The organism is Segetibacter sp., from assembly GCF_025963695.1.
In the GTDB taxonomy this organism is placed as follows: domain Bacteria; phylum Bacteroidota; class Bacteroidia; order Chitinophagales; family Chitinophagaceae; genus Segetibacter.
In genome coordinates this window covers 26,656-40,078 of the sequence record NZ_JAOQAH010000015.1, presented here as the reverse complement: position 1 = coordinate 40,078, position 13,423 = coordinate 26,656, and the positions used below count along the sequence as shown (strand labels likewise).

Below are 13,423 nucleotides of genomic sequence, written 5' to 3'. Positions count from 1 at the left end.
ATGTAAAACGTGAGTACCGCCAGGGTTGGACCCTGGGAGGAGTATAAATTCTGAGTCACGAAAAATAAAAGTCTTACAGGTGCATGTTAACATCGCCTGTAAGATTTTTTTAATTAAAACAGTACTCCCAGTCTTTTTGTTTCAAGCAGATGTTTTTCAATCGACATTGTTGTGTCACTCACTTGTACATTTTTTTTTACCCGCCCCCAAAAACACCTGAAAATTATCGTCCTGCATTTTAATTTTTTTTTCACAACCTGTTCTTTCACCCTCCATTGTCATTTTGCTTTCTTTATCCAATCAATTACTTCCAAGTCTATGTCTCTTATATCTGTTAGTTGAATTTATGTGTGCACATTGACTTGCTGAGCCTCTTTCTTTTGAAGGGCTATTAAATCTACTACAGGAATGGCCGTTCCACCATTTGCACCCAGTACGTCTTCACATTTCCATTCTTTTATTGTTTTCCCTTCAGCGTCTTTAATGACTACGCTCTGCCGCCTCCAATTTTGTTTGGGGTATTGCCCTGGCTGTAATAAATAGTCAATGCATCATTATTAGCAATCATGAGAAAACAACTAACAACAACTACGTCTCTAACACAAATGATGCAAGTTCACGCCTGAGCTTATGTTGAAAAATGCAGCTTAAAAGAGTTGTTCCAAAAGCAGGAAGCCAAACAAGTTAGTAATCAGCAGTCTTTGTTCTAAAAGTTAACGGGACAGTAGCTAGCATTCGTTGTTGCATCGCCCTTTTGTACTCTTTGCAACAGGGCAGTATTTTCCTATCCGATATTCAAAGGTCTCCTTGTTCTCATACTATTGGTCTTCGCTTTTGTGTTTTAATTTGGCAATAGTATGAGCTATTCTTTCGCTTAGTTGTCGCCCGGAGCTTTGGTATAAATGGTTGCCGTCAGAGTAGGTGTATTTTTTCGAGTCTTCTATGTAATTTAAGTAAGGCGCTTTTTTTCTAACAGACAAATCATGCATCAACACGTCAAAGTTTGGTACAAGGCGATCATCCATATTTCTTAAACCTTCATCTACCGGTAACCTTACCAAATAAACATCGCCATGTTTGCTTAACAGATCAATTGTCTTTTCCAGGTACGAAAATCGTAATGAAGAGAAATGATAGTAACCTGCAAAGTTTGAGCGATATTCATCTATTCGTGTTTTCAATCGTGCTTTGGCTGCCACCGGGTCCATACTTACTCTAACTTCAAGCCAGCCGTTTTTATGCAGCAACGTTGTTGGCTCTCTAACAGCATTTTTTATTTGATCGATATAAATTGAAAAAATAGGTTTTGCATAAGAGTGGATTAAATATTCAATATTAGGATGGCCGCTGTTTATGTCTTTGGTTGTTGCTAAGCAAAGATTGTTCTCTTCAAATGATGCGAAGTCGTTGGGGTCTTTTGTTCTTGATGATACACTCCAGGGGTCAACGGCAATAATGTAAACACCCCCTTTCGTTGCTTCATCTAACTTTTTTCTGATTGCTTCATAATAAACAGGGCCGTAAGGCGAGTGCGCTAACGTGAATGAATAATTGAAAATACTGAAGTTAAAACCTTTCTGATGTAATACACTGTCAATAACATGCGGCTGTAATCCTTGTGCAGCACGTGAAGTGCCTAGTATTAAGCTGGCTTGTTTAGGTGTAGTAAAGCGTAGATAAAAGGGGTCGGTGGTGCCATCGGCTAAAAAAAATGCAAGCACGATTAAGCATAGTGGCAGTATTGAAAAAAGCGCGGTATTTCTTATAAACCTCCTCATGCTAAAATTGAAAGTATATAAACTGCGCTTCTTTTCCTGTAAATAGAAAAATTGCAATTACCAGCGCATAATAAAAAGACCACCGAATCAGCTTTGGATACTTCATTCCAACATTTTCAATTGCGTACTTATGCTCTCTTCCGATCCACTCAATTGCAACAAATGAAATGAGTAAAGCGGGTAAGACAAAACCAACTTTGGATGATATAAAATTTAAAGTTTGGAGATAGGCGGATTTAACAAACAAACCTTTGGTTAAATTTCCGATATAGTTAAAAGCATGGGTTATACTTTCTGCTCTAAAGAAAATCCATGCAAAAACTGTTAATGTAAAAGTGATTGCGATCTTCCCAAAATCTCTGCCGGAAGGAAACGTTTTACCTTTTGCTACAATATCAATATTATCCCTGTTTTTATTTGATAGAATCAGCGGCATTATATAAAGAGCATTTAAAAACCCCCATGCTATAAATGTCCAGTTGGCGCCGTGCCAGAAACCACTGACTAGAAAAATGATAAAAGTATTTCTTACTTTTTTCCATGTTCCTCCTTTGCTGCCTCCTAATGGTATGTACAGGTAATCTTTGAACCATGATGATAACGAAATGTGCCATCGCCTCCAAAACTCTGCAACATCGCGGGAGAAGTAGGGGAACGCAAAATTTCTTAGTAACTCAAATCCTAATACTCTTGCAGTGCCTAAGGCAATGTCAGAATACCCCGAAAAATCGCAATAGATCTGGAAGGTAAAAAGTAGCGCACCTAACAACAAAGTTGTACCGGAATAATCAGCAGAATTATTGAAAATCATATTAGCAAACTCTGCACAATTGTCTGCAATTACTATTTTTTTAAACAGTCCCCATAAAATTTGCCGCAGACCATCAACCGCCTTTGAATAATCAAATTTCCTCTGATTTTCGATTTGAGGCAAAAGGTGTGTTGCACGCTCAATAGGTCCGGCTACTAACAATGGAAAGAAGCTTACAAACAAAGAATAGTTAATCCAATTGCTGGTAGGCTTTATTTTTCCGTTATAAATATCAAAGACATAAGAAAGCCCGTGAAAAGTGTAAAATGAAATTCCTACCGGCAGAATAATTTTCAATGTTTCAAAGTGAGGCTTAAAACCTGCAGATTGTAAGAGAGCAGCAAAAGACTCAGTAAAAAAATTATAGTATTTAAAAAAACCTAAAAAGCCGAGATTAATAATTACACTTATAGCAAGCCAGACTTTCTTTGCTTTAATAGTTTCGGTCTTGTAAATCTTTAAACCGGTTGCAAAGTCGAGAAAGGTTGAAAAAACAAGGAGAAAAAGAAATCGCCAATCCCAGCAACTGTAAAAAAAATAGCTGGCTAACAGCAGAAACCGATTTTGTAGCTGCATTGAATTTTTAGTAACAAACCAATACAGAATAAAAACGACAGGTAAAAAAATAGCAAAGGGTATCGAGTTGAAAAACATTCCTATTACGGTTTCATATTATATACCTGTTCAATAAAATTTAGCCTTTAGAATAACGACTAAATTAAGCGGTAACGTACAAACGTTTCACAATTTAAAATCATTTGCAAATAACCGTTACCTGTTACCCCGGTAAGGCTTCTGCATTTTTTTATTTTCAATAGCTCTTTGAAAACTATTGGTTGTTGCCGGTTGTGCTGTTGCACAATTGCTTACTGACCCATCTTATGCATCAGTTGCAGTGTGCGACGCAACAAATGTTCGCCAGATGTTTGCTGCTGGTAACCAAAAAAAACTATCTCCGGCACCTCTAATTTTGCCTAAACAATTCACAGCTTTTATCCCTAAAGGACGATATTTGCAGAATTATTAGTACGATTGATTTACTGCAAAATTTTAAATAAATGAAGGATTTCTCATACATCACTAATTCACATCCTGCTTATATCGAGAACTTATACAATGATTTTGTTGAGAACCCGGAAAGTGTAGATCCGGAAATGCGGAAGTTTTTTGAAGGATTTGACTTTGCAGTAAGTAAGGTTACTCCTGCAACAAACGGCCAGGCAATTGTACAAGCAGGCAGCGGCAAACAAGTTGACGTGCAAAGCCTGCAAAAAGAATTCAGCGTTTTTCAATTAATAAGGGCTTATAGAAAAAAAGGCCACCTGGTTGCTAAAACCAATCCCATTCGCGAAAGAAAGGATCGCAGGGCAAATTTGCAGTTGTCGAACTTTGGTTTAAGCGATGCAGATCTTAATACAACTTTTGAAGCTGGAAAATTTATAGGCAAACCTAACGCAGCTTTAAAAGATATTATTGACCATTTACAGAAATCTTATACTGCTTCTGTTGGTGTTGAATACTCGGGGATGAATGACCAGGAAAGAATTGAATGGCTTGGTAACGAAGTTGAAAACGAGTTTCATAAACCGTTTAGTACGGAAGACAAAAAGTGCATTCTTGAAAAGTTGAACCAGGGGGTGATGTTTGAAAAGTTCCTGCACACAAAATATGTGGGACAGAAAAGGTTTTCGCTGGAAGGTGGCGAAACCACTATAGCTGCGTTAGATGCTATTATAAATACATCTGCAGAGCTGGGTGTACAGGAAGTTGTGATTGGCATGGCACACCGCGGCAGATTAAATGTATTAGCAAACATTCTTGGCAAAACCTACGAGCAAATTTTTTCTGAGTTTGAAGGAACGTCTATCCCTGATACAACCATGGGTAGTGGCGATGTGAAATATCATATGGGCTACCGTGGTGAGCATACGACAAAAGATGGTAAAAAAGTGAACCTTCAGTTGTGCCCTAACCCTTCTCATCTGGAGGCTGTTGACCCTGTTGTGGTAGGGTTTGCACGAAGCAAGGCCGATGTTATTTACGATAGTGATTATGATAAAATTTTACCCATACTTATACACGGAGATGCGTCTGTAGCAGGACAGGGCATTGTGTATGAAGTAGTTCAAATGAGTGGTTTGAAAGGTTATTACACTGGTGGAACTATTCACTTTGTCATTAACAACCAAATTGGTTTTACCACCGATTTTGACGATGCCCGTACATCCGATTATTCTACTTCGATAGCTGCCATGATACAGGCACCGGTCTTACATGTAAACGGGGACGATCCTGAGGCGGTAGTGAAATGCGTAAACATCGCAACAAGGTTCAGGCAAAAGTTTAATACGGATGTATTTATTGATATGGTTTGTTATCGCCGTCATGGTCATAATGAAGGTGATGATCCAAAGTACACACAGCCGAAGTTATATGCGCTGATTGAAAAGCATGCAAATCCTCGCGAAGTATATAACCAGAAATTGATAGAGAACGGATCTATTGATGCAGAACTTGCAAAGGAGATGGAAAAGAAATTCTGGAGCGACCTGCAGGAGCGACTTGACGATATTAAGCAAAACCCGCTACCCTATAACTATCAGAAACCTGAATTGTGGTGGCAGGATCTGCGGAAGTCTACTAAAGAAGACTTCGATAAATCTCCGGTTACAGCAATTACAGAACAGCAATTTAAAACGGTCTTCGATAGTCTCATGAAGTGGCCCGAAGGTTTTCAGCCTTTACGTAAGGTGGAGAAACTGGTGCAGGATAAAGTGAAACTGTTTGAAACCGAAAACATGGTAGACTGGGCCACAGGTGAACTAATGGCATACGGAACTCTGTTACTCGACGGAAAGGAGGTGCGAATGAGCGGACAAGACGTGAAAAGAGGAACCTTTTCGCATCGTCATGCTGTCTTACGCGATGAGAATACCGACGAGAGCTACAACAGGCTAAGCCGAATTCCTGGCGCCGCGGGAAAGTTTCGTATTTATAATTCCTTTTTGAGCGAATTTGGAGTACTAGGTTTTGAGTATGGTTATTCGATTGCTAACCCAAATACACTTGTTCTGTGGGAAGGTCAATTTGGAGACTTTTTCAATACTGCCCAACCTATGGTGGACCAGTTTATATCAAGTGGTGAAACGAAGTGGCGGCAAATGAGCGGACTGGTTATGTTGTTGCCGCATGGCTACGAAGGCCAGGGGCCCGAACATAGTAGCGGTCGTATGGAGCGTTTTCTTCAGATGTCTGCCGAGCTTAACTGGATTGTTGCTGATATTACTACTGCAGCCAATTTTTTCCACGCGTTGCGTCGCCAGCTTGCATGGCCTTTCCGCAAGCCGCTGATTGTATTTACCCCAAAAGCTAACCTACGCCACCCCGGTAGTTACAGCAAGATGACCGAACTTACCAATGGCGGTTTTAAAGAGGTAATTGATGATTCTTTCGTTCAAAATTCAGAGGAGGTAAAGAAGGTGTTATTCTGCAGCGGAAAAATTTATTTTGACCTGGCAGACCGCCAACAAAAAGAAAATCACCGCCATGTTGCAATTGTCAGGTTAGAGCAAATCTATCCTTTGCCGATGAAGCAACTGGAGCAATTGTATAAAAAGTACAATAGAGCAACCTGGTTCTGGGTACAGGAAGAACCGATGAACATGGGAGCTGCAGGCTTTTTGCAGATGAATTTAAAAGGGATTAACTATGGTGTCATAAGCAGGCAACCAAGTGCATCCACAGCAACAGGTTATGCAAAGGTGCATGCACAGGAACAAAAGGAAATAATCGACATCGCATTTTCTATTTAATTTCCGAAAATGGAAGAGACTATCTTTTAATAAAATAAAAGAGCAGGTATTAAAGGAGGATGAAAACGCTTCTGTGATTACCGGGCGGAAAGTGATTGGGATATTTTGGTATTGACTGACAAAGAGGTTGACCGAAAATTAGAAACCAGAATTAGTAATGAGATGTACGACATTGAGTTGAAGTATATAGCCAGTGTCTTCTTTAATTTATAATAGGGGTAATTTGAAAGAATTGAAAATTACACTGTTGCTACAAGATGTAATTAAAGAAGGGAAAATTTTATGAGTGACAATAAGGAGCAAGTTATTAGTTCGAGGATTTCATAAGCCGAAGAATCTATAAAAATGGCAGCGCTGCGCTCAAAAATAATTTTTCGGAATTCTACCCTAAGCAAATGCTATGGTTTCTATTTTATCACTGCTTTTTTTGCAAGCACAGTATAATAACAAATACTCATTCAGGTCTCAAATCATTATTTTTTCTTCATTTGTTAAAGAAGGAAAAATGGATGTGAAACGGGGGAAGACGTTACAGACTGTTTAATAGAAGGCAGAGCGGAGACTACCACAATTTGTTAATTTGACCTAAAAGAAGTTTCTTTCATTTGTTCACCAGCGAAAGAGTTCGGGTTAATAATTTTAAGATTGATAAAAGAATAGCGTTTTTGTTTAGCCGGCTTTTGTTATCTAATCCGTCATTGTTGCGTCGCACACTTGTACCAAAGTATAAACGAGGAGCAGTTTATGCTGCACCAGGTTTCATTCAAAATATAATGCAGAGGTTTCCGTTCGCAGGGAAGGGTTGCGAAGGCTTACATTGTTTTACTTCAATCACCCGCTTGTTACTCATATCCTTTCATTGTTTTTGTTATCTCTACTTTAATTTCAAATCATTTGTTCAATAAATTTACTTCCAAAAACAACTTATTTTCCCCGAAATTTGCAAAACTTAAAAAGAAGGTATGATCGACATAAAAGTTCCAACAGTAGGCGAATCCATCACAGAGGTTACATTAATAAAATGGGTAAAAAAAGACGGGGAATATGTTCAAAGAGATGAGGTGATTGCTGAACTTGAAAGTGAAAAGGCGACTTTTGAAGTAAATGCTGAAAAGGCGGGGATATTAAAAACAAAAGCAGGAGAGGGGGATACAATAAATATAGGAGATGTGCTTGCACAAATAGATGAAACAGCACAAAAACCAGCTGGCGGGCCAGCGGTTACAGAACCAGCAACTTCCCAACCAAAAGCTGCAGAACCACCACCACCACAACAAGCACCTGCAGCAGCGGCACCACAAGCGGTTGCAGCAGGGAAAGGAGTAATAGATATAAAAGTTCCTACAGTTGGAGAGTCTATAACAGAAGTTACGCTGATTAAGTGGGTAAGAGCAGAAGGTGACCTGGTAAAACGTGACGAAGTGATTGCAGAATTGGAAAGCGAAAAAGCGACTTTTGAATTAAATGCAGAGGAAGCCGGAAAGTTGTCACAAAAAGCAAAAGAGGGTGATACATTAAAAATAGGAGACGTAATTGCAACAATAGATAGCGACGTAGCAGTAGGGGCTGCACCCGTCGAAGCAAAACCCGCAACTCCTGCTGCCCAACCTGCTGCTACCCAGGCGGCGGTTACTTCTATTCCTAATGATATTAAGGCTTCACCTGTTGCGGCAGCTATTATTGCCGACAAAAAGGTGGAACCATCTTCTATTACCCCTTCAGGTTCGGGGGGAAGAATTATGAAGAACGATGTTTTACAGGCATTAGCAAATCCAGGAAAAAAAACTGTTGCAGGACAAGAGCTGTTTAGCCGTAACGAGCGTAGGGAAAAAATGAGTAACCTGCGTAAAACGGTTAGCCGCAGGCTGGTAGAGGCTAAAAATACAACTGCAATGCTCACTACTTTTAATGAAGTAGACATGAGCCGAATAATGGCACTTCGTACCCAGTATAAAGACAAGTTCAAAGAGAAGCAGGGCGTAAACCTGGGGTTCATGAGCTTTTTTACGAAAGCTGTTTGTTTTGCTTTGCAGGAGTGGCCTTCTGTTAACGCTTATATTGATGGAGACTCTTTGATTTATCATGACTTTTGCGATATTTCAATTGCCGTTTCAGCGCCGAAGGGCTTGGTGGTGCCGGTAATAAGAAATGCTGAGAGTTTGAGCATGGCAGAGATTGAGAAAGAAGTTGTGCGGCTTGCAGGCAAAGCACGGGATAATAAGTTGTCAATGGACGAAATGCAAGGCGGTACGTTTACCATTACCAATGGTGGAGTATTTGGTTCGCTGCTTTCTACGCCTATTATCAATATTCCGCAAAGTGCTATCCTTGGTATGCATAAAATACAGGAAAGGCCAATGGCAATAAACGGACAAGTAGTTATTAAGCCGATGATGTACCTGGCGTTAAGCTATGATCATCGTATCATAGATGGACGTGAAAGTGTAAGCTTTTTGGTGAGAGTAAAGGAATTGCTTGAAACACCAGAGCTTTTATTGTTCGGTAAAGATCCTGTTAAGACATTATTAGAATTATAAAAAAAAGCCTTATAAATAATTGAAAGCTGCCGTAGGGCGGCTTTTTTTATTGCTTGTAAATTTTTCTCTGCAGACCTGCGGCTTCAGTACTTTGTAAATAAGTATCAGAAGCCGCCTTTATGAAAGCCGAATAAAGGTTTTTAGTAAAAGTGAGTGACACAACAATGTAGAGACATGCAATAAAGCTTAAGAAAAAAAAATTTTACAAAAGAAAACGAGTGACCTTTCGGCCACTCGTCTTGTTTATCACTTCCCTCTCGCAAGGGTTATGCAGTATTTTTAACTTCTTTCCAGAGCTTATATGTTATCATACGTTTTTTTAGTGCGGGCATAATTACAGGATTGTTAATTCTATCTTTTAAAGCTTCGCCACTTATGTTTCTTCTAATTCCTCTTGTAACACTTTTCTTCATAACTATAGTAACCATTCCTTTGTGAACCTCACCCTGCTCCTTAATTCTTTTAACAAGCCGCATAGATAGCAAGGCAAGTATAGCGCTAATTGCAAAAAAGAAATTCCAGTTTTGTAATTCAAGCAGGTTTAATGTGGAGATGCCCGTTGGCCCGTGCCACTGAACGTTCCAGGTAAGTTGGTGAGCAGCAAAAAAGTCGGCCATTAAACCACCGGCAATGGGTCCTGCAGCAGCAAATATTGCTACTATAATGTTTCTTGCAGAGATGTACGAGATAGCTTCGTTTTTGGGAGCAAGTTTCATGGCCATATTGGCGATGGCGAGATCTATACCTGCGGCTGAAATGCCACTAACCAAATGAATAACAAATAAAAGAGCAATACTTATAATATGGTTTGAAGTCATTGCAACAAACGTCCAGCTAAGTATACATGTGATAAAAGTGGGTGCACAAATACTGATAATGGTTTTGTTGCTGTACTTATCGGAGAACGTACCCCAAAATTTTAAGGAGAATATACTTCCAAACTTTGCTACTAATCCAAGAAAAATAATCCACGCAAAAGATAATCCCACCGTCTTCATCATATACACTACAAAGAACGGAAGAGCAAGACTGGTTGCAAATGCATAAAACGAATGAAAGGTAAGCAGGTTTCTAAAGTTTACATCTTTTAAGGGTTTGCCTAAGAGTTTAAACAATTTCTGATCCTGCAAGGTTGTTTTGGGCTCAGGGGCACGCGCAAGAAAATAAACTCCTATCATACCAATGACGCCGCCAATAATGAACATTCCGGCGTAAGCAGTTAATTCAAACCGGGGGTAGTTAGACTTGATGTAGTCGATAAACATCGCTAAGGCGAGGCTAAGCGTTACATTTAAAATTTGAGTAATTCTTGCTTTTTTTGAGAAATAGCTTCCAAGTACTTTTTCCGGCACCAGGTCTTTTATCCACGAGTTCCAGCTTGCGCCTGAAACCGAGGTGAAGAAATAATGAAAAAATAAAAAGAACAACAGCGTACTTATGCTGGTACCATTGGTAAACAGAAAAGGCAAAAAGCCGATGATAAATAAAGGTACCCTGGCAAAGAAAGAACAGATAACACTAATGGCTCTGCGATTTCTGTACTTCTGTACAAGCCATATTGAAAGTAACTGAAATACATTGGTAAGTGTAGGTAAGGCTGCCAGTAAACCTATTTGAAAGTTTGATGCTTTTAATAAAACAGCCATTGCTACCAGGAAAGTTCCGCCGGTAAAAGTTGCCATTGCTTCGGCTGCTAAACCTTCATGAATAAAATGTTTTAAACCTGATTGCACCTGTTGGTCACTTAAAGTTGTTGAAGGACGAAGTGTCATAGTTTTGGTAATAATAATTCTTGGGTATATTGGATTAAGTGCAGTGGTCGGATATGTAAAATTGGTTATTCTTCTAATCTTTCTTTGTATAAATGATGGGGGGTTAACAAATAAAAACGGAAAGAAAACTTTTGCAAATGTGTAAAGACCCTTTTGTTTGGCACAGTTTTATTTTTATTTATGCTGTACTATTTTTTGATCCTTTTTAACCTGTTTTAATTTTTGGATTGTTTTGTTGTGGAATTTATTTCGCGGAAGTAGTCGCAAAGTTCATGCAAAATAAATGTCTGCACATCTTTTATCCAGAAATTTCGCGTTTCTAACACTACTTTAAGAAACTGCAATCTGAATTAATTATTGTATGGCAGCATATAAAAAAAGTAAAAAAAACGGTGACACCGTTAAGCGCTCTTGCAGAAGAATAAAGAGGCTTATTTCCAGAAGATTTAAGTGGGGAGTGTAAGGCAAAAATATTTACGCAACGCGCTTTCCCAGAATTTTCAATGTTTGCTCAACTCCGTCTAAAGTTGCCACGTTTGGTAATGTGCCCCAATCCTCAAATCCATGGGTGTAGAATAATTTAAGGCTGGGTTGGTTGTGCGCAAAAATAAAACCAAGAAGGGTTTTAATTCCATAGGCTGGCGAAGCATGTATACAGTGTTGCAGTACCTGTGTACCCAGGCCTTTTCCTCTTTCAGTTGGTGCAAGATAAATACTGATCTCTACAGTAGCATTATAGGCAGGTCTGCCATAAAAAGATTGAAAACCTGCCCAGCCAACAACCGTATTGTTGTAGGCTCTAATCATCCATAAAGGTCTTTTATCCTGCGAATGTTTTTCGAACCATGCTATCCTGCTTTCAACTGTCACAGGTTCGGTATCAGCCGTAACCATTCTCGATGCAATTGTTGAGTTATATATCTCTACAATAAGCGGCAAGTCGGTGGGGGTAGCATTTATGTACGAAAGCTGTTGCATGTATTTTTAATGTTCTAAGTCATTCTAAATATTTAACCGTTGCAAATGTAAAGGCTTGTAAATGCAAATAACAGGTGCTTCTTTTATCGTTTAAAAACTAAAGGCAGAATAAAAGATATAGCGCTAGCCAATTTTTATCCTGCCTTTAGTTTTTAAGTTACAAGCTTCGGTATTCTAATGCGTCATCGTTGCGTCGCAATCACTTCATCTGCACCTCATCGCGGAGCTTCAGCTTCGGGTGAAGCCGGTTCAAATAATTAAAACTTCTTTATGAATGATTATAGGAAGAATGTAAATTATTGAACCCCCTGCGTCGGATCATATCCTTCCACAAAAACAGGAACGCCGTTTTTGTCTCCTTCCACTGCAGCAAGGTAAGCTTCCGCTACTTTCGCTGCACTGGGCCATGGTGTTGCGTCCATACCTAACGCAGTTGCTGTTTCTGCTACCCATGGTGGATGCACAACTACTATTCTGCGGCCTTCAGTCAAATCCAGTGCGGCTGCTTTCGCAAAGCCTTCTAATCCCAGGTTAACCATTGTAATCATCGAAGTTTGCGGCCATGGAGTATAAGCCAGTACACCGCCTGTAATTACAAATGCCCCATCAGGTCGAAGCTTTGACAATCCATTACGAACCATATTAATTTGCCCCATCAATTTGCTGTTCAGTGATAGTTGTATTTGCGCATCATCCAATTTTTCTAATGCAACAAACGCCGCATCTCCCGCCGCAGTAACGATAGCATCTACTTCACCGATAGTTTCATAAAAACGATCAATTGATGAACTATCTGTAAAATCAACCGAAGGCTCAGAAGACCTCGATGCACCTATTACTTCGTGGCCCTTTTCTTTAAGCAGCTGCACTACTGCTTTTCCAATAGTACCGGTTGCACCAATTACTACAATTTTCATTTTTTCTGTTTTAGGGATTAGTTGAAAAGATACTTGCTTCTTTTACAAATACGCGGCGATTTAGTTTTAACTGAGCAATAATTAATTCGGCAAAATCTTCGGGATGCATTACTCGGTCAGGATCGCCTTTAATGAGATCTGCACTATGGGCAAGGTCGGTTACGACTGTGCTTGGTGCTAAGGCTGTAACACGAATGTTATGTTTACGCACTTCCTGCATTAAGCTTTCACTTAAACCAAAGACAGCAAATTTAGAAGCGCTATAAGCACTGGTAACTGCACTTCCTGTTTTACCTGCAGTAGATGATATGTTGACAATGTCTCCTGTTTTTCTTTCAATCATTTCAGGCAGTACAGCGCGGGTAGTATAATATACTCCAAACACATTTACCTTAATTTGATTTTCCCATACTTCAGGTTCTAATTCCAGGAATTTACCGAATGTACCTGTGCCTGCATTGTTGATTAGTATATCTACCGGCCCCAATTCATTTTTTATCTTTTCTACGGCAGCTTCCACCTCCATTCTATTACTTACATCAGCTACAGCATACGCTGCTTTTACGCCCGATGCTCTTATCTCTTCGGTGGCTCTCTTTACGTCTTCTTCTGTTCTTGCTATTAACCCTACATGAACACCCTCATTTGCCAACGCAACTGCAATGGCTTTGCCAATTCCTTTGCTTGCACCGGTTACCAGGGCTATTTTATCTTTCAGTGTTTCCATTAGCGGGTTATTAATTTCGTTCTATTTATAATCCTCCTTACTAAAATCAGTAAAAGGTGTTGTACTCTCCTTACAGCAAAGATCACTTTAA

The 13,423-nt window shown here is 39.4% G+C and carries 8 protein-coding genes; 2 read left to right on the top strand and 6 right to left on the bottom strand.

Annotated elements, in window-relative coordinates:
• Nucleotides 1-818: 818 nt before the first annotated feature.
• On the bottom strand, nucleotides 819-1,721 hold the full coding sequence (locus JWR87_RS01425) for a hypothetical protein (RefSeq protein WP_297814772.1): 903 nt from the start codon (nucleotides 1,719-1,721) through the stop codon (nucleotides 819-821).
• Between the two features lie 58 nt (nucleotides 1,722-1,779).
• Nucleotides 1,780-3,165: an MBOAT family O-acyltransferase gene (locus JWR87_RS01420; RefSeq protein WP_297814771.1), complete on the bottom strand. Its 1,386-nt coding sequence runs from the start codon at nucleotides 3,163-3,165 to the stop codon at nucleotides 1,780-1,782.
• A 482-nt stretch (nucleotides 3,166-3,647) separates the two neighbouring features.
• On the opposite strand from JWR87_RS01420, the gene JWR87_RS01415 reads away from it, so the two are divergent.
• Together JWR87_RS01415 and odhB are read left to right on the top strand one after the other, a co-directional pair.
• A complete protein-coding gene (locus JWR87_RS01415; protein WP_297814770.1) occupies nucleotides 3,648-6,401 on the top strand; it encodes a 2-oxoglutarate dehydrogenase E1 component in 2,754 nt (917 codons plus the stop codon).
• Between the two features lie 962 nt (nucleotides 6,402-7,363).
• Nucleotides 7,364-8,938 (top strand): 2-oxoglutarate dehydrogenase complex dihydrolipoyllysine-residue succinyltransferase, encoded by a 1,575-nt coding sequence (gene odhB, locus JWR87_RS01410; protein WP_297814769.1) that lies wholly within the window; start codon nucleotides 7,364-7,366, stop codon nucleotides 8,936-8,938.
• 266 nt (nucleotides 8,939-9,204) lie between these two features.
• Here odhB and JWR87_RS01405 read toward each other — a convergent pair whose 3' ends face one another.
• From JWR87_RS01405 to JWR87_RS01390, 4 genes are all read right to left on the bottom strand, one after another.
• On the bottom strand, nucleotides 9,205-10,710 hold the full coding sequence (locus JWR87_RS01405) for an MFS transporter (RefSeq protein WP_297814768.1): 1,506 nt from the start codon (nucleotides 10,708-10,710) through the stop codon (nucleotides 9,205-9,207).
• Nucleotides 10,711-11,184: 474 nt separating this feature from the next.
• On the bottom strand, nucleotides 11,185-11,688 hold the full coding sequence (locus JWR87_RS01400; RefSeq protein WP_297814767.1) for a GNAT family N-acetyltransferase: 504 nt from the start codon (nucleotides 11,686-11,688) through the stop codon (nucleotides 11,185-11,187).
• 296 nt (nucleotides 11,689-11,984) lie between these two features.
• A complete protein-coding gene (locus tag JWR87_RS01395; protein WP_297814766.1) occupies nucleotides 11,985-12,605 on the bottom strand; it encodes a short chain dehydrogenase in 621 nt (206 codons plus the stop codon).
• A gap of 10 nt (nucleotides 12,606-12,615) precedes the next feature.
• On the bottom strand, nucleotides 12,616-13,332 hold the full coding sequence (locus tag JWR87_RS01390; RefSeq protein ID WP_297814765.1) for a 3-ketoacyl-ACP reductase: 717 nt from the start codon (nucleotides 13,330-13,332) through the stop codon (nucleotides 12,616-12,618).
• Nucleotides 13,333-13,423 lie beyond the last annotated feature (91 nt).